At 72.6% G+C, this 23809-nt stretch carries 16 protein-coding genes; 11 read left to right on the top strand and 5 right to left on the bottom strand.

Annotated features, from left to right (window positions below; genetic code table 11):
* The 10 genes from FHP29_RS10985 to FHP29_RS11030 form a co-directional block, all read left to right on the top strand.
* Positions 1-555 (top strand): dihydrodipicolinate synthase family protein (locus tag FHP29_RS10985; RefSeq protein ID WP_240044441.1); only part of this gene is annotated, 555 nt, incomplete at its 5' end.
* Positions 555-2240 carry a ribonuclease J gene (locus FHP29_RS10990; protein WP_139622923.1) on the top strand — a complete coding sequence of 562 codons (1686 nt, stop codon included), beginning with the start codon at positions 555-557 and terminating at the stop codon, positions 2238-2240. The genes FHP29_RS10985 and FHP29_RS10990, both read left to right, overlap by 1 nt.
* A 56-nt stretch (positions 2241-2296) precedes the next feature.
* Positions 2297-4918: an FtsK/SpoIIIE family DNA translocase gene (locus tag FHP29_RS10995; RefSeq protein ID WP_139622924.1), complete on the top strand. Its 2622-nt coding sequence runs from the start codon at positions 2297-2299 to the stop codon at positions 4916-4918.
* Positions 4919-4923: 5 nt separating this feature from the next.
* Positions 4924-6519, top strand: a complete 1596-nt coding sequence (locus FHP29_RS11000; protein WP_139622925.1) for a helix-turn-helix domain-containing protein — start codon at positions 4924-4926, stop codon at positions 6517-6519.
* 61 nt (positions 6520-6580) lie between these two features.
* Complete coding sequence (gene rimO, locus FHP29_RS11005; protein ID WP_139622926.1) at positions 6581-8053, top strand: 30S ribosomal protein S12 methylthiotransferase RimO; 1473 nt, start codon at positions 6581-6583, stop codon at positions 8051-8053.
* Positions 8050-8709, top strand: a complete 660-nt coding sequence (locus FHP29_RS11010; protein ID WP_139622927.1) for a CDP-alcohol phosphatidyltransferase family protein — start codon at positions 8050-8052, stop codon at positions 8707-8709. Before rimO ends, FHP29_RS11010 begins: the two co-directional genes overlap by 4 nt.
* A 210-nt stretch (positions 8710-8919) precedes the next feature.
* The gene (locus FHP29_RS11015) at positions 8920-11727 is read left to right on the top strand and encodes an ExeM/NucH family extracellular endonuclease (RefSeq protein ID WP_139622928.1); all 2808 of its coding nucleotides are present in this window, start codon (positions 8920-8922) and stop codon (positions 11725-11727) included.
* A 51-nt stretch (positions 11728-11778) separates the two neighbouring features.
* Positions 11779-14145 (top strand): bifunctional metallophosphatase/5'-nucleotidase, encoded by a 2367-nt coding sequence (locus FHP29_RS11020; RefSeq protein ID WP_139622929.1) that lies wholly within the window; start codon positions 11779-11781, stop codon positions 14143-14145.
* 77 nt (positions 14146-14222) lie between these two features.
* A complete protein-coding gene (locus tag FHP29_RS11025; RefSeq protein WP_139622930.1) occupies positions 14223-14738 on the top strand; it encodes a CinA family protein in 516 nt (171 codons plus the stop codon).
* Between the two features lie 56 nt (positions 14739-14794).
* Positions 14795-15103, top strand: coding sequence for a helix-turn-helix domain-containing protein (locus tag FHP29_RS11030; protein ID WP_139622931.1), 309 nt, complete (start codon positions 14795-14797; stop codon positions 15101-15103).
* A gap of 41 nt (positions 15104-15144) precedes the next feature.
* On the opposite strand, the gene htpX is transcribed toward FHP29_RS11030, so the two are convergent.
* From htpX to FHP29_RS11045, 3 genes are read right to left on the bottom strand one after another with little or no spacing between them, the layout of a single operon-like run.
* Entirely contained in the window at positions 15145-16017 is an 873-nt protein-coding gene (htpX, locus tag FHP29_RS11035) for a zinc metalloprotease HtpX (RefSeq protein WP_139622932.1), read from the bottom strand.
* Positions 16018-16071: 54 nt separating this feature from the next.
* A complete protein-coding gene (locus tag FHP29_RS11040) occupies positions 16072-16872 on the bottom strand; it encodes a DNA-formamidopyrimidine glycosylase family protein (protein ID WP_139622933.1) in 801 nt (266 codons plus the stop codon).
* Entirely contained in the window at positions 16865-21418 is a 4554-nt protein-coding gene (locus tag FHP29_RS11045; RefSeq protein WP_139622934.1) for an ATP-dependent helicase, read from the bottom strand. The genes FHP29_RS11040 and FHP29_RS11045 overlap by 8 nt, the downstream gene beginning before the upstream one ends.
* 98 nt (positions 21419-21516) lie before the next feature.
* Here FHP29_RS11045 and FHP29_RS11050 point away from each other — a divergent pair, with 98 nt between their 5' ends.
* Positions 21517-22137 (top strand): class F sortase, encoded by a 621-nt coding sequence (locus FHP29_RS11050; RefSeq protein WP_139622935.1) that lies wholly within the window; start codon positions 21517-21519, stop codon positions 22135-22137.
* On the opposite strand, the gene FHP29_RS11055 is transcribed toward FHP29_RS11050, so the two are convergent.
* Positions 22130-23434, bottom strand: a complete 1305-nt coding sequence (locus FHP29_RS11055; RefSeq protein WP_139623300.1) for an MFS transporter — start codon at positions 23432-23434, stop codon at positions 22130-22132. The two genes, FHP29_RS11050 and FHP29_RS11055, sit on opposite strands and share 8 nt — an antisense overlap.
* Entirely contained in the window at positions 23386-23733 is a 348-nt protein-coding gene (locus tag FHP29_RS11060) for a TfoX/Sxy family protein (protein ID WP_139623301.1), read from the bottom strand. The genes FHP29_RS11055 and FHP29_RS11060 overlap by 49 nt, the downstream gene beginning before the upstream one ends.
* Between the last annotated feature and the right edge of the window lie 76 nt (positions 23734-23809).

The following is a 23809-nucleotide window of genomic DNA, read 5'->3' on the forward strand; positions in this document are numbered from 1 at the left end:
AACAAGCCCAGCCAGCCGGGCGTGCTCAACCACTTCCGCCACGTCGTCGACGCGGCGGCCGTGCCCGTCATGCTCTACGACGTCCCCGGCCGCACCGGCACCAAGATCGCGCTCGAGACCTACGCCGCCGCGGCGGAGTGGGACACGGTCATCGCGGTCAAGGACGCGACCGGCGACCTGTCGCGCGCCGCGCAGCTCGTCGACCTCGGCTACGCGGTCTACTCCGGCGACGACGCGAACACCCTCGGCTACCTCGCCTACGGCGCCACCGGCCTGGTCTCCGTGGTCGGCCACGTCGCCGGCAGCCAGCTGCGGGCGATGATCGACGCCTTCCTCTCCGGCGACCACGCCGAGGCGCTGCGCATCCACACCGGCCTGATCCCGGCCTTCGAGGCGATCATGGGCGTGCCCAACTACGGCGCCACCACCGCGAAGGCGGCGCTCGAGCTCGCGGGGGTCCTCGCCAACCGGACGGTGCGACCGCCCCTGATGGCGCTCGACGACGCGGAGGTCGCCGACCTCCGCACGGGCCTCGTCGCGGCGGGCCTGCTCTGATGTCGCACCCGCACCCCGAGCTCTCCGCCCCGCCGAAGCTCCCCAAGGGCGGCCTGCGCGTCATCCCCCTCGGCGGTCTCGGCGAGGTCGGCCGCAACATGACCGTCTTCGAGTACGACGGCCGCCTGCTCGTCGTCGACTGCGGCGTGCTCTTCCCCGACGACCACCACCCGGGCGTCGACCTCATCCTCCCCGACTTCGCGGCGATCCGGGACCGCCTCGACGCCATCGAGGCGATCGTGCTGACCCACGGGCACGAGGACCACATCGGCGCGACGCCGTACCTCCTGCGCGAGCGCCAGGACATCCCGCTCGTCGGCTCCCAGCTCACCCTCGCGCTGCTCAACGCCAAGCTCCGCGAGCACCGCCTGCGCCAGACGCCGTTCCACACGGTCAAGGAGGGCGACCGGATCTCGTTCGGTCCCTTCGACCTCGAGTTCGTCGCGGTCAACCACTCGATCCCCGACGCCCTCGCCGTCGCGATCCGCACCGGCGCCGGGATGGTGCTCCACACCGGCGACTTCAAGATGGACCAGCTCCCGCTGGACGGGCGGATCACCGACCTGCGCGCCTTCGCGCGTCTGGGGGAGGAGGGTGTCGACCTCTTCCTCACCGACTCCACCAACGCCGAGGTGCCCGGCTTCACCACCGCCGAGAAGCGGATCACGCCGGTCCTCGAGCAGGCCTTCTCCGAGTCCAAGCAGCGCATCATCGTGGCCTGCTTCGCCTCCCACGTGCACCGCGTCCAGCAGATCCTCGACACCGCGGTCAAGCACAACCGGAAGGTCGCCTACGTCGGCCGCTCGATGGTGCGCAACATGGCCATCGCCCGCGACCTCGGCTATCTCCACGTGCCGCCCGGCGTGATGGTCGAGGCCAAGGAGCTCGCCGACCTCGCGCCCGAGCGGCAGGTGCTGATCTCGACCGGTTCCCAGGGCGAGCCGCTCAGCGCCCTCGCCCGGATCGCCCAGCGCACCCACAACTTCGTGCACCTCCAGGAGGGCGACACCGTCGTCCTCGCCTCCAGCCTGATCCCCGGCAACGAGAACGCCGTCTACCGGGTCATCAACGGGCTGGCCCGGCTGGGCGCCCACGTCGTCCACAAGGGCAACGCGCTGGTCCACGTCAGCGGGCACGCGAGCGCCGGTGAGCTGCTCTACTGCTACAACATCGTCAAGCCGCGCAACGTGCTGCCCGTCCACGGCGAGGTCCGGCACATGCTCGCCAACGGTGACCTCGCCAAGCAGACCGGCGTCGAGAACGTCGTGTACGCCGAGGACGGCGTGGTCGTCGACCTCGTCGACGGCGTCGCCAAGGTGGTCGGCAAGGTCGAGTGCGGCTACGTCTTCGTCGACGGCCAGTCCGTCGGCGACGTCACCGAGTCCGAGCTCAAGGACCGCCGGATCCTCGGCGAGGAGGGCTTCGTCTCGGTCATCGTGGTCGTCGACTCGGTCGCCGGCAAGGTCTCCGCCGGGCCCGAGATCCACGCCCGCGGGCATGCCTGGGCCGACTCGGACTTCGAGCCGATCAAGCAGCCCATCGTCGACGCGGTCAACCGCGCCCTCGACGAGGGCAGCACCGACACCTATCAGCTCCAGCAGGTCATCCGCCGCACCATCGGCCGTTGGGTGAGCAACACCCACAAGCGTCGCCCGATGATCATCCCGGTGGTCGTCGAGGCCTGACGACACACCCCGTGTGGTCCCTGTGACTGGAGTGACGATCGCCTAGGTTTGGTGTCATGGCGACCCGTACGTCTTCCCCGCCGGGGTCGCGCAGCAGGACCAGCTCTTCCTCCCGCTCCGGCGTGAAGAAGACAGCCAGCTCGCGTACCCGGAGTACGACCCCCACGAAGCGCGCACCCGCGAAGAAGTCGACCGCGGCCAAGCGTCCGGCTCCGCGTGCCGTGCGCACGGGCCCCGGGCCGGTGCTGCGCGCCTTCACCGCCCTGGGCAGGGGAGTGGTCGCGCTCTGGCTCGCCTTCGCGCACGCCATCGGCGCGGTCACCCGCGGCGTCGGCCACGGCGCCCGCGACATCGCCCCCGAGCAGCGCCGCGACGGCTTCGGGCTGCTCCTGGTCGCGGTCGCCCTCGTCATCACGGGCGCGGTGTGGTTCGAGGTCCCCGGCGGCGTCATGGACTTCACCCGTGCCGCGGTGTCCGGCTCGGTCGGCAAGATCGGCTGGTTCGTGCCGCTCCTCGTCCTCGCCGCGGGCTGGCGCGTCATGCGCGACCCCGTCGGCAACGGTCCCGCCGGGCGTCAGGTGATCGGCTGGAGCGCCTTCTCCTTCGGCCTGCTCGGCATCGTGCACATCGCCAACGGCAGCCCGCAGCCCGTGCAGGGCGACACCCTGCCGCTGCGCGAGGGCGGCGGCGCGATCGGCTACGTCGTCTCGGCCCTGCTGCTCGACCTGCTCCGGGCGCCCGCGGTCGTCGTACCCCTTCTCGCCCTGCTGGCGTGCTTCGGCCTCCTCGTCATCACCGCGACACCGCTCTACCGGGTGCCCGACCGGCTGCGCGAGCTCGGTGACCTGCTGCTCGGGCGCCACCACGGCGCGGACGACCGGGCGGCCCGGGCCGACCTGGACGACACCTTCGAGCGGATGGGCGACCCTGCCTACGACTCGCCGGTCCTCACCGAGCCCAAGAAGCGGCGCCGCAAGAAGGACGAGGAGCCGAGTCCCACGGAGGAGTCGATGGAGCTCCTCGAGCCCATCGACGTGCCCCTCGTCGACGACGAGCCGATCGACCCCGAGGCGGGCTCGAACGCGCTCATCGCCCGTCGCCTGGCCGAGCGGACCACGTCGGTGGACGCCGACGACGAGACCGGCGAGCTCGAGCCGCCGCCGCACGCCGACCTGCCGCAGCGCGTCGAGCAGCTCGCCCTGTCCGGCGACATCGTCTACACGCTGCCGGACGCCACCGCACTGAAGCCCGGAGACCCCCACAAGGCGCGGTCGAAGGCGAGCGACGAGGTCGTCGAGCGGCTGCAGACCGTGCTCGACGAGTTCAACGTCGACGCCCAGGTCACCGGCTACACCCGCGGACCGACGGTCACCCGTTACGAGATCGAGCTCGGCACGGGCGTCAAGGTCGAGAAGATCCTCGGCGTCCAGCGCAACATCTCCTACGCCGTCGGCTCCGAGGACGTCCGGATCCTCAGCCCGATCCCGGGCAAGTCGGCGGTCGGCGTCGAGATCCCCAACCGCGACAAGGAGATCGTCTCCCTCGGCGACGTCCTGCGCTCCAACGTGGCGCGCAACGACCACCACCCGCTGGTCGCGGGCCTCGGCAAGGACGTCGAGGGCGGCTTCGTGGTGGCGAACCTCGCGAAGATGCCGCACCTGCTGGTCGCCGGCGCCACCGGATCCGGAAAGTCGAGCTTCATCAACTCGATGATCACCTCGGTGCTGATGCGCTCCACGCCCGACGAGGTGCGGATGATCATGGTCGACCCCAAGCGGGTCGAGCTCAACGCCTACGAGGGCGTGCCGCACCTGATCACGCCGATCATCACGAACCCCAAGAAGGCCGCCGAGGCGCTCGAGTGGGTCTGCCGCGAGATGGACATGCGGTACGACGACCTCGCCAACTTCGGCTTCCGCCACATCAACGACTTCAACAAGGCCGTCCGCGAGGGCAAGGTCGAGGTCCCGCCGGGCAGCGAGCGCACGCTGACGCCGTACCCCTACCTGCTGGTCATCGTCGACGAGCTCGCCGACCTGATGATGGTCGCGCCGCGCGACGTCGAGGGCTCGATCGTGCGGATCACCCAGCTCGCCCGTGCCGCCGGCATCCACCTGGTGCTGGCGACCCAGCGCCCCTCGGTCGACGTCGTCACCGGCCTCATCAAGGCGAACGTCCCGTCCCGTCTGGCGTTCGCGACGTCCAGCCTCGCCGACAGCCGCGTCATCCTCGACACCCCCGGCGCCGAGAAGCTGGTCGGCCAGGGTGACGGACTGTTCCTGCCGATGGGCGCCTCGAAGCCGATCCGGGTCCAGGGGTCGTGGGTCAGCGAGCCGGAGATCCACCAGGTCGTCAAGCACTGCAAGGGCCAGCTCGAGCCCAACTACCGCGAGGACGTCACCGCGCCGGCGGCGTCCAACAAGGTCCTCGACGACGACATCGGCGACGACATGGACCTGGTCGTGCAGGCGATCGAGCTGGTCGTCTCCACGCAGTTCGGGTCCACCTCGATGCTGCAGCGCAAGCTCCGCGTGGGGTTCGCCAAGGCCGGCCGCCTGATGGACATCCTCGAGAGCCGCGGCGTCGTCGGACCCAGCGAGGGCTCCAAGGCTCGCGACGTGCTGGTCAAGCCCGACGAGATCGATGCCGTGATCATGACCATCCAAGGGGAGGCGTGAACCAGATGAGCGAGACGACCGACACCACCGGGAGCCCGCGGATCGAGGTCCGCCGCAACGTCTCCCTCTCCGCCACCGTCGCCGGCTTCGCCGCCCTGCTCACGATCGCCTTCGCGGTCCGTGCCTTCGGCGGCGGAACGACCCTGGACTGGCTGTCCTTCGGGGTGCTGATCCTGGTCACCGTCGCCCACCTCGCCGCACTGGTCGACGGCAGGGCGCCGCTCCTCGTCGCCGACGAGCACGGCGTGCGCCTGCGCCACGGCGCCACCTGGCGGGGCATCGCCTGGCCGGAGATCGACTGCCTCGAGCACCTCCCGCGCCGTGGCCTGGTCCGCGACGGGCACATCCTGGTCGACGGGTACGACGACCAGCAGCTCGTCGTGCCCCTGACGCTGGCCACGCGCGTGGTCGGCGTCGACACCGGCTCGCTCAGCGACGTGCTCGCCGAGCTCGCCGACGGCCGCGCCGACGTGGTCGAGGTCGTCCCCGAGATGGCCGAGACGTCGGAGGAGGCGCCGGAGCGCGACGACGCGGTGCCCCACCTGAGCGACCTCCACACCGAGGAGACGCCGCCGGCTCCGCCGGTGCGCCGCGGCATCGCGGCCCGGGTGGCCGGCGGCCTCTCCGGAGGGGACGCCGTCCACCCCCGCACGGACGCCGCGGACTTCGAGGACACCGGCGAGGTCGTCCTCTCCGGCGACACCGAGTCCACCGACGAGATCGACGCCGTCGAGGACGACGAGCCCCCCGCGCCGGACCGGCCCACCCTGCGCGCCGCCCGTGTCGAGTGGGAGCGTCCCGCGCTGGTCCGCGGACCCGCCGAGACGTCGGTTCCCGCCGACACCGGATCGGTCACCGTCGTACTCGAGGACCTGGCCGTGCGTCCCGCCGCGCAGCCGGTGATCGGCCCCGAGCTGACCGCCGCCCGTGATCGGCTCCGGCTCACCATCGATCAGCTCTCCGAGCGCACCCGGATCCGCCCCCACGTCATCGAGGCGATGGAGGTCGACGACTTCGCCCCCTGCGGCGGCGACTTCTACGCCCGCGGCCACCTGCGCACCCTCGCGCGGGTGCTCGGCATCGACGCCGGCCCCCTCGTCGCGGCGTACGACGACACCTACGCCGACGCCCCCGTCGACCCGCGCCGGGTGTTCGAGGCCGAGCTGGCGACCGCGGCGGGCGGCGGGATCCGCAGCACCCGCGGCGGACGCAACTGGTCGGTCATCGTCGCCGCCGTCATGGGCGTGGTCCTGGTGTGGTCGGTGGCCCAGCTCGTCATGGGCGGTCCCGAGCCGGTCAGCGACACCCCCGTCCTCAACCAGAGCGGCGGGATCTCCAAGGCCGCGGCGGCCAAGGGCGACCCGGTCAAGGTCACCCTCGTCGCCGCCGGTGGGGGAGCGCAGCTGGTGATCCGCGACGCCGCCGGAGAGATCGTCTTCGACGGAGATCTGGCCTTCGGCCAGACCTCCGAGCTCAAGGTGGTGCCGCCGGTGCGGATCTGGAGCTCGGACGGCTCGGTGACCTACGCGATCGGTGGCAAGAAGGCGCAGGCGCTCGGGGAGACCGGCGCCGAGGTCTCCAAGACGCTCCTCGCACCCTGACGGCGATCACAACGCCGAGGAATCCCGGCGGGCGCGCGCCCGCCGGTATCCTCGCTGGGACATGACCAGCACACCCACCAACCCCGTCTCGGTCGCGCTGCTCACCCTCGGGTGCGCGCGCAACGACGTCGACTCCGAGGAGCTGGCCGGCCGACTCGCCGCGGACGGCTTCACCCTCGTGGAGGACCCCGAGGACGCCGACACGGTCGTGGTCAACACCTGCGGCTTCGTCGACGCGGCCAAGAAGGACTCGATCGACACCCTGCTCGCCGCCGCGGACCTCAAGGCCTCCGCCGACAACGGCGGCCGGGTGCAGGCTGTCGTCGCCGTCGGCTGCCTGGCCGAGCGGTACGGCGAGGAGCTCGCCGACTCGCTGCCCGAGGCCGACGCCGTCCTGGGCTTCGACGACTACCAGGACATCTCCGGGCGGCTGCGCTCGATCCTGGCCGGCGAGCGTCCGCACCCGCACACGCCGCGCGACCGGCGCCTGCTGCTGCCCATCAGCCCCGCCGAGCGCCAGGCGGCCGTCGACCCCTCCTCCTTCGGCGCCGACGCGGACACGGAGGTCGAGATCGCGATCCCCGGCCGCTCCGCGATCCGTCGCCGCCTCGACGGCGGCCCGATGGCGCCGCTCAAGCTGGCCAGCGGCTGCGACCGCCGCTGCACCTTCTGCGCGATCCCGATGTTCCGCGGCTCCTTCGTCAGCCGCCGCCCCTCCGACGTCCTGCAGGAGGCCGCCTGGCTCGCCGGGCAGGGCGTCAAGGAGCTCTTCCTCGTCTCGGAGAACTCCACCTCCTACGGCAAGGACCTCGGCGACCTCGGCCTGCTCGAGACCCTCCTGCCCGAGCTGACCGCGATCGACGGCATCGAGCGGGTGCGGGTCTCCTACCTGCAGCCCGCGGAGACCCGCCCGGGGCTGGTCCGCGTGATCGCGACGACCCCCGGCGTCGCGCCGTACTTCGACCTGTCCTTCCAGCACGCCAGCGCGACCGTGCTGCGGCGGATGCGCCGCTTCGGCGACCCGGAGAGCTTCCTGGGCCTGCTCGACCAGGTGCGCGCCCTCGCCCCCGAGGCCGGCGTCCGCTCCAACGTCATCGTCGGGTTCCCCGGCGAGACGGAGGAGGAGTTCCAGACGCTGTGCGACTTCCTCGTCGCCGCGCGGATGGACGTCACCGGCGTGTTCGGCTACTCCGACGAGGACGGCACCGAGGCCGAGAAGCTCGACGGCAAGCTCGACGAAGACGAGATCCGCGCCCGGGTCCAGCACCTCAACGACCTCGTCTCCGAGCTCACCGCGCAGCGCGCCGAGGAGCGGATCGGCAGCACCGTCGAGGTGCTCGTCGAGGAGGTCGACCCCGACGGCGCCGGTGACGGCACCGTCGAGGGCCGGGCCGCCCAGCAGGGCCCCGAGGTCGACGGCACCACCCGGGTGCTCGGCGTACCCGACGCTCGCGTCGGCGACCTCGTGCGCGCCCTGGTCGTCGCCACCGACGGCGTGGACCTGATCGCCGAACCGGCAGGAGGACTGGCATGAGCGGGACCAGCACGGGGGAGACCCCCGCCGCGGCGCGGCCGAGCCCGCCGAGCAACTGGAACCTCCCCAACGCGCTGACGACGCTGCGCATCGTCCTGGTGCCGTTCTACGGCTGGGCGCTGCTCTACGACGGCGGCGACTCGATCCTGTGGCGGAGCGTCGCGTGGGCGATCTTCGTCGTCGCCATGATCACCGACAAGGTCGACGGCGACATCGCCCGGGCCCGCAACCTGATCACCGACTTCGGCAAGATCGCCGACCCCATCGCCGACAAGGCGATCACAGGCATGGCCTTCATCGGCCTGTCCATCATCATGGACACCTGGTGGATGTGGACGATCACGATCGTCGTCCTGGTCCGCGAGTGGGCGGTCACCCTGCTGCGCCTGTCGATCCTCAAGGCGGTCGTCATCGCCGCGGCGAAGAGCGGCAAGTGGAAGACCGCCGCCCAGGCGCTCGCGCTCGGCTTCCTCACCCTGCCGCTCCTCGAGGTCGGCGACGAGGTGGGCTGGCTCGAGATCCCCGGCGAGGTCGCCTACGTCGTCGCGATCGCTCTGCTGCTGGTCGCCTTCGCGCTGACCCTCTGGTCGGGCTACGAGTTCTTCCGCGACGTGTGGAAGCAGCGGCACACCATCCGCCGCCGCGTGGAGGCTTGAGCCGCGTTAGATCGCGCCTTGCTCGACCCCGCAAGGGCAAATTCTGACGTCGTCACGTCGCTGATTCGTCACCTCGATTTCCTCGGCACCTCGCCAGTCCTGCGCGGACCCGGCTTAGGTTAAGGACCCTTCCCCCCGTTCTCGCGGCACTCCTCTCTCGGGCGCGCGACCGGCTGTCCCTGCCGCTTTGACGACCCCTCGGAAGTGTCCATGCGTTCAGCGAAGCAGTTCCTCCTCGGCTCTCTCGGTGCAGCGCTCGCAGCGTCGGGCCTCACCGCTCTCGGCGCCGGCCCCGCACACGCCGTCAGCGGCGTGTTCCTCTCGGAGTTCCACTACGACGACAGCACGACCAACGACGCCGGCGGGGTCGGCGAGTTCGTCGAGGTCACCGCTCCGGCGGGCACCAGCCTCGACGGCTGGCAGGTGGTCCTCGTCAACGGCGCCACCGGCGCGGCCTACCGCACCGACACGCTGAGCGGATCCGTGGCCGACCAGTCCGGCGGCTGGGGCACGAAGGTCGTGGGCTACCCGGTCGTCTCGGGCGGGATCCTCCAGAACGGTGCGCCCGACGGCATCGCGCTGCTGAACGCCGGCGGCGCGGTCGTGGAGTTCGTCTCCTACGAGGGAGCGATGACGGCGACGCTCGGGACGTCGCCCGCCCCCGTCGACGCCACGGAGACCGGCGCCGGTGTCGAGTCGAACACGACGCCGGGCACCGACTCCGTCCAGCGCAAGGTCGACGGCGGCTGGGCAGCGCCCGCGGCCCACAGCCGCGGCCTGCCCAACGGATACGCCGGCAGCACCGACCCGGGGGGCCCGGGTGGCCCCGGTGGCCCCGGTGACCCGGGCACTCCCGTCGCCATCGCCGACATCCAGGGCAGCGGTGCGTCGAGCCCGCTCGCCACGACCGCGGTGACCACCGAGGGCGTGGTGACGGCGGCGTACCCGACCGGCGGGTTCAACGGCTTCTACATCCAGACCCCCGGCGCCGACACCCCCGAGCGCTCCGACGCCGTCTTCGTCTTCGGCGGTGTGCCGGCCGGGATCGTGGTCGGTGACTCGGTGCGGGTCAGTGGCACCGTCAAGGAGTTCGGATCCCTCACGGAGATCGACGTCACCGGCGGACAGGTCACCGAGATCGCGAGCCTCGGCACGGTCGTCCCGAAGCCGGTCCTTCCCGGCACGGACTGCGCCCTGCCCGGGACCGGGTGCCTCGGCGCGGCCGAGCTCGAGAGCGCACGTGAGGCCGCCGAGGGCGAGCTCTTCGCCCCCACCGGCGCGTACACCGTCACCGACGTCTACGACGGCTCGGCGTACAACCCGCCGAGCTCCGGATCGAGCAGCCACTTCGGCGAGATCGGCCTCGCGGCCAACTCCGACGAGCCGCTCATCACGCCGACGGACATCATCGACGCGCAGGACACCGCCGCGATCGTGGCGCGCACCCGGTGGAACAACGCCCACCGGGTGATCCTCGACGACGGCTCCACCACGACGTACTGGAACACCAGCAACACCGCCGCAGGCAAGGACCTCCCCTTGCCCTGGCTCACCCGGGACCACCACGTGCGGGTGGGTGCCGGCGTGACCTTCGACCAGCCGGTGGTCCTCGACTACCGCTTCGGCTGGAAGGTCCAGCCCACCTCGCAGGTGGTCGGGGCGCCGACCGGCAAGGTGACCTTCGAGCAGAACCGGCCGGCGGCGCCCGCCGCAGTCGGCGGGGACCTGAAGCTGGCGACGTTCAACGTGCTCAACTACTTCACCACCCTCGGCGTCGACTACGGCGGCTGCACGGCGTACGTCGACCGCGCAGGCGACCCGGTCGCGGTCAACCAGTGCCCCGGCTCCGGACCTCGCGGAGCGTGGGACGCGACCAACTTCGAGCGCCAGCAGGCGAAGATCGTCAGCGCGATCGACACCATCGACGCCGACATCGTCTCGGTCGAGGAGATCGAGAACAGCCTGGTGGTCGACAACGCCGACCGGGACGAGGCGCTGGGCGCGCTGGTCACGGCCCTCAACGCCGACGCCGGCGCCGGCACCTGGGACTACGTCCGCTCGCCCGCGGACGCGTCGAGCGACACCAACAAGGCGCTGCAGGACGTCATCCGGACGGGCTTCATCTACAAGCCGGCCGCGGTCACCGTCGTCGGGGACGCCGAGATGCGCTTCGGCACCACCGCCTTCGACAACGCCCGGGAGCCGTTCGCCGCGGTGTTCCAGCCGGTGGGCGGCGCGGAGCGGGACCGGTTCGCGGTGATCGTCAACCACTTCAAGTCCAAGGGCTCGGGCGTCAACGACGGCACCGGGCAGGGCAACGCCAACCCGGACCGGATCGCGCAGGCGACCGAGCTCGCCGACTTCGCGGGCGACTTCGCCGCCGCGCGCGGCGTCGGGGCGGTCTTCCTGACCGGCGACTTCAACTCCTACTCGCAGGAGGACCCGATGCAGGTCCTCGCCGCCGCCGGCTACGAGCAGCTCGTCGCGGAGGGCAAGCACTCCTACAGCTTCGACGGCCAGTCGGGCTCGCTCGACCACGTCCTGGCCAACCCGGCGGCTGCGGAGATGGTCAGCGGCGTCGACATCTGGGAGACCAACGCCAACGAGACGGTCTTCAACCAGTACTCGCGCTACAACTACGTCGGCACCGACCTCTACGAGAGCAGTCCCTTCGGAGCCTCCGACCACAACCCCGAGGTGATCGGCATCGATCGGCCCGCGCCGACGGCCGTGGTCAACACGGAGGCGCCCACGGTGTGGGGCACCGCTCGCGTCGGCCGGCAGCTCGTCGCCGACGCCGGCACCTGGACCCCGTCCCCGAGCGCGGTCAGCTTCCAGTGGTACGCCGACGGCGTACCGATCGCCGGCGCCACCGACGCCCGGCTCCGGCTGACGGGTCGCCTGGCCGGCGCCGTCATCACCGTCGCCGTCACGGCCCGGGCGCCGGACCTCGAGGACGCCACGGCGGTGTCCGCGCCGGTCGGACCGGTGACCCGCGGCGCCGGCGGACACTCGTGATGCGCACCCGAACGACCTGCATGTCCACCTCGAAGACCCGGAAGTGAACTCATGAATCCAACCCAGAAGGCCCTCGTCGGCACTCTCGGAGCGGCCGTGGCCCTGTCGGGCCTGGTCGCGCTCAGCCCGGCGCCGGCGAAGGCGGCCGATCCGGTCGAGATCCAGATCATCGGGACCAACGACTTCCACGGTCGGATCATCAACGAGCCCAACTCCGCCGCCGCCGGCGCCGCGATCATGTCGGCCGCCGTCAAGGGCCTGCGCGCGGAGAACCCGAACACCGTGTTCGCGGCCGCGGGCGATCTCATCGGTGCCTCGACCTTCGAGTCGTTCGTCTCCAACGACAAGCCGACGATCGACGCGCTCAACGAGGCCGGCCTCGAGGTCTCGGCGGTCGGCAACCACGAGCTCGACCAGGGCTACGACGACCTGATCAACCGGGTGATGGCGGCCTACGACCCGACCACCAACCCCGACGGTGGGGCGGAGTGGGAGTACATCGCGTCCAACCTCAAGCTGCGGGCCACCGGTGACCCGGCCGTGCCGGCGTCCTGGGTCAAGGAGATGGCGGGCGTCCAGGTCGGGTTCGTCGGCGCGGTCACCGAGGCGCTGCCCACGCTCGTGTCCCCGACCGGGATCGCGAGCATCGAGGTGGAGAGCATCGTCGACTCGGTCAACGCCGAGGCGACCCGCCTCGTCACCGACGCGGGCGCCGACCTCGTCGTGATGCTGGTGCACGAGGGAGCGCCTTCGACCAACTGCGCCACCATGACCACGTCGGGCCCGTGGGCCGACATCGTCAACAACATCTCGCCCGACGTGGACGCGATCATCTCCGGGCACACCCATCTGGCCTACGACTGCGAGTTCCCGGTCGCCGCCTGGGCGGACCGGGCGGTGAAGAACCGGCCGGTCGTCTCCGCGGGACAGTACGGCGAGAAGCTGAACAAGCTGGTCTTCACGGTCGACCCGGACACCGGGGACGTCCAGGCGCAGACGCACCAGATCCTCAACCTCAAGACGTGCAGCAACGGCACCGGCTGCACCACATACACGCCCGATCCGGCCGTCACCCCGATCGTGCAGGACGCGATCGACGTGGCCACCCCGATCGGCAACCAGGTCCTCGGACCGATCCAGGGTCCGTTCAACCGGGCGAAGCGTGCGGACGGCACCACCGAGAACCGCGGCGGCGAGTCGACCCTCGGCAACCTGGTCGCCGAGGTGCAGCGCGCCGAGACCCCGGTCGAGCAGGGCGGCGCGGAGATCGCGTTCATGAACCCGGGTGGACTGCGCGCGGAGATGGAGGGGACGCTGACCGACGGGACGCGCAACCTGACCTATCGCCAGGCCGCCAACGTGCAGCCCTTCGCCAACGGCCTGGTCAACATGGACCTGACCGGAGCACAGATCAAGAAGGTCCTCGAGCAGCAGTGGTCGCGCACCGCCGACGGAACGCAGATCCCGTCGGGACTGACCCGGTACTTCCTGCGGCTCGGCGTCTCGAAGGGGTTCACCTACACCTACCGCGAGGTCCCGGCGCTCGCCGTACCGGTGCAGGGTGGGGGCAGCGTCGACACGTGGTCCGGGACGGTGACCGGCATGTGGCTCAACGGCGAGCCGATCGACCTCGCGCGGACCTACTCGGTGACGGTGAACGCGTTCCTCGCCGGCGGCGGCGACTCGTTCTGGGAGCTCGCCAACGGCAAGAACGCCGCACAGTGGGGCGTCACGGACCTGCAGGCGATGACCCACTACATGTCCACCCACACCCAGACCGGCGGTGCGGCGCTGCCCGTCGACTACTCGCAGCGGGCCGTCGAGGTGCACGACGTGGCCCGGGCCTATCGGGCGGGCGGCCGCGTCACGTTCGCTGTCGAGTCGTGGAGCCTGTCCAACGCGACGGACGTGAAGGACTCCGAGATCGAGGTGAGGCTCGACGGGGCCCTGCTCGGCAGGGCGACCTTGGACAACACGGTGGGTGTCGCTGCGATCGACAAGACCGGAAAGGCCGCGATCGACGTCGCGCTGCCGTCCTCCACTCCGGCGGGGACCCGGACCCTGACCCTCGTGGGCGCCCAGACCGGCACCACCGCCAGGGTGCCGGTCCAGGTCGTCGACGGAACCGCCGTCCTGAGCGCGAAGATCAGGCCCGGCAAGAGGATCAAGGTCGACCGGACGAGGGCGCGGGTCAAGGTCACCGTGGTCGCCGACGACGGCAGGCCGGTGAACGGGCAGGTCAAGGTCAAGGCCACCGGCCAGCCGGCCCGCATCGTGAGCGTGGTCGACGGCAAGGCGAGGGTGCGGCTCGAGCCCTTCACCTCCGTGGGCGACAAGTCGGTCAAGATCGTCTACCTGGGCGGTGCCGGCCTGGAGGCGGCCACGATCGTCAAGAGGATCGTCGTGGTGCGGCGCTGAGCCACGGCTGAGGCCAGCGCCGTGAACTGACCGGGGACGGAGGGTCTCTGTCGGAGGCACATGACACGATTGCGGTCATGGAGTCACCGGCGGAGGCCCTCGTCCACGCTCTGCGGGATGCAGGCGCGAGCGTTGCGACAGCGGAGTCCCTGACCGGCGGGCGGCTGGCCGCGCGGCTGACGAACGTGCCCGGCTCGTCGGTGGTGTACGCCGGCGGCGTGGTGAGCTACCAGACGCACATCAAGGTCGAGGTCCTCGGCGTCCCCCAGGACGTCGTCGACTCCTCCGGCGTGGTGTCGGCGGAGTGTGCGCGGGCCATGGCCGACGGTGCGCGTCGGCTGCTGGGGACCGCCTACGCACTGAGCACGACCGGCGTCGCCGGACCCGACACGCAGGAGGGCAAGCCCGTCGGCACCGTCTTCGTGGGACTCGCCGGCCCCTCCGGGACCGAGGCGATCGAGCTCGACCTGTCCGGCGATCGCTCCGAGATCCAGGACTCCACCGTCGACGCCGCCGTCGCCGCCCTCGCCGAGGCCATCGACTCGGCGTGCTCAAAGGCTGGGCAGCCAGCGGAAGATTCGGCGCTCGGGTAGCGTTGTGCCCAGGAACTCGACCAGCCGCCCACCAGCCCCACGGAGAGGAGTTCGCGATGGTGCTCTTCCGCCGATCGCTCGGTGACATCCTGCGGAGTCGCCGCACCGACCTCGGGCTGACCCTCCGTGAGGTCTCCGGAGCGGCTCGGGTGAGCCTGGGCTACATCTCCGAGATCGAGCGCGGCCAGAAGGAGGCGTCCTCGGAGCTGCTCGCCTCGCTGTGCGACGCGCTCGAGATGCCGCTCTCCGACGTGCTGCGCGAGGTCGCCGACGCGGTGGCGCTCGAGGAGGCCGCCCTCGTGGCCGCCGCGCCCACGCCGATCGCGCCCCGCCGCGCCCCGGTCGTCGCGGCCTCCGCCGCCTGACCTGGTCCGCGCCCGGTCTCGGCCGGTGCTCGACCGGCGGGTCAGCGACGCGCCATCGCCTCCAGTCGGGCGATCCGGTCCCGCATGGGCGGGTGGGTGGAGAACATCCGCTGCACGTCGGCTGCCCGGAACGGGTTGGCGATCATCATGTGGCTCGCGCTCTGCAGCTGCGGGGTCGGCGCCAGCGGAGCGCGGGCGGTGCCCATCTCCAGCTTGCGCAGCGCCGAGGCGAGGGCCAGCGGATCGTCGGTCAGCCGCGCGCCGTCCTCGTCGGCGTCGTACTCCCGGGTCCGGCTGATCGCCATCTGGATGACCGACGCGGCGAAGGGAGCGAGCAGGGCGGTCGCGATCATGACCAGCGGGTTGGGCCGGTCCTCGTCGCTGCCCCCTCCGAAGAACGAGGTGAACGCCAAGAACTGCGCGACCGAGCTGATCAGGCCCGCGATCGCAGCGGCGACGGAGCCGGTCAGGATGTCGCGGTTGTAGACGTGCATCAGCTCGTGGCCGAGCACGCCGCGCAGCTCGCGCTCGTCGAGCAGGCCGAGGATGCCCTCGGTGCAGCAGACCGCGGCGTGCTCCGGGTTGCGACCGGTCGCGAACGCGTTCGGCGCCTGCGTCGGGGAGACGTAGAGGGCGGGCATCGGCTGGCCCGCACGCTGCGAGAGCTCCTGCACGATGCGGTGCATCGCGGGCTGCTGGGCCTGCGTGACCGGGTAGGCGTGCATGGCCCGGATGGCGAGCTTGTCGGAGTTCCAATAGCCGTAGGCCGTCGTCGCCAGACCGATGAGGGCGAAGATCCAGATGAACGCCGAGCTGCCGGTGGCGGCCGAGATGAGGCCGCCGACGGCGAGCAGCAGGGCGAAGATGGCGCCGAAGAGGCCGGCGGTCTTGAGGCCGTTGTGATGGCGGTGCATGTCAGGACAACGAACGACCCGGGGCTCGGTGTTCCGGCGGGGAGGAGACCAGGGTCACGGTCCGTCGGGCTGGCAGTGTGGACACCAGTACGTCGTCCGCTCCCGGCCCGGCTCGCCGACGGTCCCCGCCTCGATGGTGGTGCGGCAGCGCAGGCAGGGCTGTCGCTGGCGCCGGTAGACCCAGACCGGGTTGCGCCGATCGCCCGTGGTGAGCGGTTGCCCGTGCTCGAGGCCTGAGCGCAGGAGCAGGCGGGCGCGGCGCAGCAGGCGGAGGGGGTCCGCGACGTCGGCGACCGGACGCCGGGGATGGAGTCCCTGGACGAAGCAGACCTCGGACATCCAGATGGTTCCGAGCCCCGCGACGACCCTCTGGTCGAGGAGGGCCGTGCCCAGGGCCCGGCCCGGCGCCGCGGTCAGCCGGGCGAGCGCCTGCGCCTCGTCGTCGGGCGTCCAGCCGCCGAGCAGGTCGGGACCGAGGTGGCCCACCACGGAGCCCTCGTCGGCGCTCGGCAGCAGCTCCACGATGCCGAGCAGGAACCCGACCGCGTCGGCGCGGGCGCTGCGGAGCACGACGCGGGCGTCGTGGGCGGGCCCGGGCCAGCGCGCGCCCGGCGCCACCACCCGCCAGCTGCCCTCCATCTTCAGGTGCGTGTGGAGGGTGAGGGGCGTGCCGTCGCCGGCGACCAGCCGGGTGAGCAGGTGCTTGCCGTGGGTCGCGGTGCGCTCGACGATCGCGCCGGTCAGGTCGGTGGTGGCGAGCTGGGGGACCCGCAGGTCGGATCCGGTGAGGGTCTGGCCGGCGAGCGCTCGGTCCAGCCGGTCGGCGGTACGACGGACCGCGTCGCCCTCAGGCACGGATCCGGAGACCTCGGGGTGTCGCGACGAACCCGGCCGCAGCGAGGGCGTCGCGCAGCGGACCGCCGCTGCCGAGCAGCGCGGTGCCGTCCGCCTTCTCGACCGTCAGCTGGCCCAGCGTCCCTCGGCGCACGGCCGTGGACAGCGCCTCGGCCGCCGGGGCGAGCAGGTCGGGAGCCTCGGTCCAGGTGAGGAGGGTGCGGCCGCCGCGCTCGACGTAGAGCACCAGCGCCCCGTCGACGAGGACGACGAGGGCGCCGGCCTTGCGGCCGGGGCGGTGCCCGGCGCCGTCCTGCTCGCGCTCGGCGTGCGGCCACGGCAGAGCCGCGCCGTAGGGGTTCGCCGGGTCGGTCGCGGCGAGTGCAAGGGCCACGGGCTTGTCCCGGTCCTCGCCGCCCGCGGACGCGGCGAACGAGCGCAGCCGGTCGACGGCGCCGGCCGTGCCGAACTGGGCCGCGCCCAGCCCCTCGACGAAGTAGCCGCGCCGGCAGCGCCCTGCCTCCTCGAACGCGCTGAGCACCTTGTAGACCGCGGCGAAGCCGCCGGGCACCCGCTCGTTGACGACGGCGCCGCGGGTCACGACGCCGTGGCGCTCGAGGAGCTGCTCGGCGACGGCGTGGGCGCGCCGGGTCGGGTCGGCGTCGACCGGGGGCAGGAGCGCCCAGCGGCCGGCGGTCTCCGGCGGCCCGGTGCGGGAGACCCGTCCGGGCCGGGCAGGGGCGCGACGGGTGCGGTGGGCGGCGCGGCCGGAGCGGGTCAGCGCCCGCAGCGGGGTCAGCGTGTCGTTGGTGAGGTGTCCGTTCCACACCAGCGCCCACAGCCCGGCACTCACGGCCTCGTCGAGAGGGACGTCCTCGGCGGCGTCGACACAGGCGCGGGCCACCTGGTCGGCGACCTGCCGGAAGAACCAGGCGCCACCGGGCGCGAGCACGTCGAGCACCCGCTGATGGAGCGGATCCTCGACCGGCCCCGGCTGGGGCAGCGTGAGGTGAGCGCGGTCGGCGAGGTGGAGCGACACCCACCCGTCGCTGCCGGGCAGCGCGCCGTGGCCGGCCCACACGACCTCCCCGGTCGCGGTCAGCTCGTCGAGCAGCGCCGGCTCGTAGTCACGCACGCGCGCCGGCAGCACCAGGGACTCCAGGGCACTCGCGGGCATCGGCGCTCCGGCGAGCTGCTCGATGGTGTGGAGCAGGCCGTCGACACCGCGGGGTCCCTTGCCGCCACCGGTGGTTGAGCCTGTCGAGAGCTGGTGCCACGCGGTCGAGAACCGGGCCAGCGTGGTCGGCTCGACCGGCTCGATCTCGTGGCGCAGCCGGGCCAACGAGCGGCGCCGCAGCCTGCGCAGCACCTCGACGTCGCACCACTCCTCACCCGCGCCGACCGGCCGGAACTCGCCCGACAGCACCCGGCCCTGGGCCTCGAGTCGTTGCAGGGTGTGGCGCACGACGGCCACGCCGAGTCCGAGCCGGACGGCGACCTGCTCGACCGTGAACGGGCCGTGGGTCCGGGCGTAGCGCCCGACCAGGTCGGCCAGGGGGTCCTCGACCGGCTCGGTGAACGCGGCCGGGGTGCCGGGCGGCACCGGCACGCCGAGGCCGTCGCGCAGGCGGGCGACGTCCTCGATCGCGGCCCACGCGCCGCCGTACGCCATGCGGACGGCGACGACACGGCGGGTGGCGGCGAGGCTGCCCAGCCAGTCGCCGACAGGCGCATCCTCGCGGGAGCGGGCTGCGACCTCGTCGAGGGAGAGTGGGCCGAGCAGGCGCAGCAGATCGACCACGCCCTCCGGGTCGCGGGCCCGGCGCTCGGGGGTCGTGCGCTGCAGCTCGGCCTCCACCTCGGCGAGGACCTCGGGGTCGAGCAGTTCCCGCAGCTCGGCGCGACCCAGCAGCTCGGCGAGCAGACCCTGGTCGAGCGTCAGGGCCGCCGCGCGCCGCTCGGCCAGTGGGGAGTCACCCTCGTAGACGAACTGGGCGACGTAGCCGAACATCAGGGTCCGGGAGTACGGCGAGGGCTGGGTCGTCTCGACCTCGGTGATCGTGATCTCGCGCTGGTCGACCCGGCGCAGCAGGGTGGTCAGCCCGGGCAGGTCGTAGACGTCGTTGAGCACCTCGCGCACGGTCTCGAGGACGATCGGGAACGCCGGGTAGCGGGCCGCGACCTCGAGCAGCGCGGCCGCTCGCTGGCGCTGCTGCCACAGCGGTGAGCGGCGACCGGGGTCGCGCCGGGGGAGCAGCAGGGCGCGGGCGGCGCACTCGCGGAACCGGGCCGCGAAGAGGGCGGAGCCGCCGACCTCGCGGGTCACGATCTCCTCGATCTCGTCGGGCTCGAACGCGATCAGCTCGGCGCCAGGCGGGTCCGCGTCGGTGTCGGGGATCCGGATCACGATGCCGTCGTCGGCGGCGAGCGCCTGCCCGTCGACGCCGTAGCGCTCCCGCAGCCGGGCGTTGATCGCCAGCGCCCACGGCGCGTGCACGGCGGTGCCGTAGGGGGAGTGGACCGCGAGGCGCCAGTCGCCGAGCTCGTCGCGGAAGCGCTCGACCAGCACGGTCGTGTCGCTGGGCAGCACGCGTGTGGCCTCGACCTGCTCGCGGAGGTAGCCGATGAGGTTGGCGGCGGCGTTGTCGTCGAGCCCCACCTCACGCGCCCGCGCCACGGCAGCGGCATCGGGCAGGGCGGCGAGCTCGCGGGTGAAGGCGCCGATCGCCTCGCCGAGCTCGGTCGGGCGCCCGGCCGTGTCGCCCTTCCAGAACGGCAGCCGGCCGGGCACGCCGGGCGCGGGGGTGACGATCACGCGGTCGTGGGTGATGTCCTCGATCCGCCAGGTCGTCGCGCCGAGCGCGAAGACGTCGCCGACCCGGCTCTCGTAGACCATCTCCTCGTCGAGCTCCCCGACCCGACGGTTGGTCCCCTCGCCGGCGAGGAAGACGCCGTACAGCCCGCGGTCGGGGATGGTGCCGCCGCTGGTGACCGCGAGCCGCTGGGCACCCGGGCGGCCGTTGACGACTCCGGTGACCCGGTCCCAGGTGATGCGGGGGCGCAGCTCGGCGAACTCGTCGGAGGGATAGCGTCCCGCGAGGAGGTCGAGGACGGCGTCGTACGCCGAGCGGGGCAGGTGGGCGTAGGGCGCGCTGCGCCGGACGAGGGCGAAGAGCTCCTCGACGTCCCACTCGTCGACCGCCGTGGCCGCGACGACGTGCTGGGCGAGCACGTCGAGCGGGTTGGCGGGGACGCGAAGCGCCTCGATGCCGCCGCTGCGCATCCGCGCGACGGCGACCGCCGCGGGCGCGAGGTCGCCGCGGTGCTGCGGGAAGAACACGCCGTGCGACGTCTCGCCCACCTGGTGGCCGGCGCGACCGACCCGTTGGAGGGCGCTCGCCACGCTGGGCGGGGAGGCGATCTGGAGCACCAGGTCGACCGCGCCCATGTCGATGCCGAGCTCGAGGCTGCTGGTCGCGACGACCGCGGGCAGCCGGCCGGACTTGAGGTCGTCCTCGACCAGCGCGCGCTGCTCCTTCGACACCGAGCCGTGGTGGGTGCGCGCGAGCACCGGCGCAGCGCCGGCGGCCGCCCCGGACTGGGCCATGACCTGCGCGGGGGGCGTGATCCCCTCGGTGGTCATCTCGGCGGAGATCTCGTTGAGACGTGCGGTGAGCCGCTCCGCCGTGCGCCGGCCGTTGGTGAACACGATCGTGGACCGGTGCTCGCCGATCAGCTCGGCCACCCGCTGCTCGACATGGGGCCAGATGCTCGCGCGTCGTGGGGGTGCGGTCGGGTCGTCGTCCTCGACGACCTCGCCGAGCTCGGTCATGTCCTCGACCGGCACCTCGACCCGCAGGTCCCACTCCTTGTGGGCGGGCGGGGCGACGATCTCGACCGGCGCGATCCCGCCGAGGAAGCGGGCGACCTCCTCGGTCGGCCGAACCGTCGCGGACAGCCCGACCCGCTGAGCGGGGCGGGGGAGCAGGGCGTCGAGTCGCTCGAGACTCAGCGCGAGGTGGGCGCCGCGCTTGGTGCCGGCCACGGCGTGCACCTCGTCGACGATGACGGTCTCGATGCCCCGCAGGGTCTCGCGGGCCTGGCTGGTGAGGATGAGGAAGAGCGACTCCGGTGTCGTGATGAGCACGTCGGGCGGCCGGGTCGCGAGGCGGCGGCGCTCATTGGCCGGGGTGTCACCCGACCGGATGCCGACGGTGACGTCCGGCAGCGACTGACCCGGGTGGAGCCGCTCCGCGGTCTGGCGGATGCCGGTCAGCGGGGCACGCAGGTTGCGCTCGACGTCGACGGCCAGCGCCTTGAGCGGGGAGACGTAGAGGACCCGGGTGCGGTGGAGCTTGTCGGCGGGCGGTGCCGTGGTGAGCAGCCGGTCGATCCCGGCCAGGAAGGCGCTGAGCGTCTTGCCGGATCCGGTCGGCGCGACGACGAGGGTGTGCTGGCCGCGCCCGATGGCGTCCCAGGCGCCCGCCTGAGCAGGCGTCGGCTCGGCGAAGGCCGCGCGGAACCAGGTCCGCGTCGCCTCGCTGAATCGGGCCAGGGGGTCCTCCATTCCGTCATCTTCCCGCACGGCACCGACACTGCCGCGACAATGGAGGAGTGGTTGTGGAGGAGGGGAGTCGGCGACGCGCTCTAGCGCTGGTGGTGGGCGTGGTCAGCGTTGTCCTCACCGTGCTGCTCGCCTGGTTGCTGCTCGGCCGCGGTGACGAGCCGGAGCGGCCGGCCGCCGTACCGACCCCTTCGGCGACACCGACGCCCACCGCGTCGCCCGCGCCCCGGGTCGACCCGTGCGCGCGACCCGCCACCGCCGGCTTCGTGCCGACCGCGGTCACCGTCCCCGGGGTCGCGCGGAGGGCGCGGGTGCTCGCGCTGCCGCGCGACGCGGCGGGCGTGCCCGGCGTCCCTCCGGTCTCCGACAAGCTGGCCTTCGCCTGGGACCGCGGCGGCATCGAGCCGGGCTCGGCCGAGGGACACGTCCTGCTCAACACCCACACCTGGCCCGACGGCTCCGCGATGGGCAACCGGCTCCTCGCCGGCCTCGACGTCGGCGGCCGGATCGTGCTGGCCGCCGGGAAGGGCGCCGGGAGGCAGGTCGCCTGCTACACGGTGACCGAGCGGACCGAGGTGCTCGCGAGCGACGGGTTCCCCGGCTGGGACGCGGTCGACGGGCCGCCCCGGGTCGTGATCGTCGTGTGCTCGGGGAGGCGGCTGGGCCCGGGGAACTGGACCCACCGCACGCTGTGGTTCGCCGGCCCCGCGTCGGCTACCTGACCGGCTCGGGCGCCGTGGGCCGTCCGTTCGCCGCCGCCGGGACGTGCCGCTCGAGGACGAGCGCCATGAGGGCGATCGCGACGCAGCCCGCGACCATGAGGGCGATGTACGCCGCCGCGAGGTCGTGCTCGAGCAGGAACCCGGCCACGACCGGCCCGGCGACCGCCCCTCCCTGGAAGGCCGCCGCGGTGATCGCGTTGTAGCGGCCGCGGGTGTGGTCGGTGGCCAGGTCGTTGGCCATCGCCGGCACGGTCGGCTGCAGCAGGGTCTCGCCGAGCGCGAAGACGCCCATGTAGGCGAGCACGCCGGCGACGGCGACGGCGCCGCCCGGGACGATGCCGGCCAGTCCGAGCAGACCCCAGGCGACGGCCCAGACGGCCGCCATCGCGATCATCACCCGGGTGCGCAGGTGGCCCTTGATCCGGTTGAGCACCGAGAACTGGAGGATGACGATGACCGCGGTGTTGACCGCGAAGGCCAGCCCGACGGTGCGGGTCGACACCTCGGCGGCCTGGCGGGCGAAGCCCGGGAAGCCGGCCTCGTGCTGGCCGTAGCCGATGAAGGTCCCGACGAAGGTCAGCAGGGTCAGCCAGCGCACCGCCGGCTGCCGGAGGATGGTCAGGTAGCCCACGCTGACCGGCGCCGACCCGTCCTCGGGAACGCCCGCCCGGCCGTGGACGTGGCGCAGCGGCCCGAGGAGCAGAGCGAGCGGGACGAGCCCGGTGAGGGCGTCGCCGACGAAGATGGCCGTGAAGGTGCCGGGACGGTCGACGTCGGCGAAGAGGCCTCCGATCACCCCGCCGACGCCGATGCCGAGGTTGACGAGCGCGAAGTTGATGCCGAAGTACTGCTGGCGCAGCTCTCCGGTGACGACGGCGGCGATGAGGGCGTTGAACGCCGGCCAGGAGACGCCGAAGTTGAAGCCGATCAGCACGAGTGCGAGCGCCGCGACGGCCGGCGTGGTGGCGAAGGCCAGGGTCAGGTTGCCCGCGATCATCGCGACCAGCCCGACCAGCAGCACCGCCCGGGCGCCGTACCTGTCGACGAGGGCGCCGCCCGGCGCCGTGACCGCGAACCCGACCACGGCGATCAGGGCCATCAGGGTGCCGGACAGGCCGAGCTCGAAGCCGCGCACCTCGTGGAGGTAGATCAGCGTGAACGGCAGGGTCAGGCCGCGGCCGAGGGTCTGGATCGCGACCGTCGACAGGAGCCAGCGGCCCTCGGTGGGCAGCGCGGCCCAGAACAACCTCACTTCGGTGGCAGGGTCGCGGCGTACGACGCGCCGCGGCGCACCCACGCACCGAGCGTCTCGTCGGTCGCGACGTCGTCGCTGTCGACCCGCAGCCAGCCGCTCATCTCGCGACCGCGCATGACCATCGGGTACGCCGGCGTGGTGGCGACGAGCTCCTCGCCCTCGGCGGGGTCGACGCGGACCATCAGCCCGCCCTGGCCGCTCGCGGCGACCGCCATGTTGCCGCCGACCAGGAAGGCCAGCCCGCCGAACATCCTCTTCTCGGTCAGCTCGTGGCCGGCCGCGCCGGGCTCCTCGGAGAGGAGATCGCGGACCCGCCCGGCCAGGTCTTCGTCGTAGGCCATGCCTGCAGGCTAGGGCCCGCCGCCGACACCGGACGACCGGATTACGACGGCTGCCAGGCCGGGTCGCGCCCGATGA

The sequence above is a fragment of the Nocardioides albidus genome, from assembly GCF_006335005.1.
GTDB lineage: Bacteria > Actinomycetota > Actinomycetes > Propionibacteriales > Nocardioidaceae > Nocardioides > Nocardioides albidus.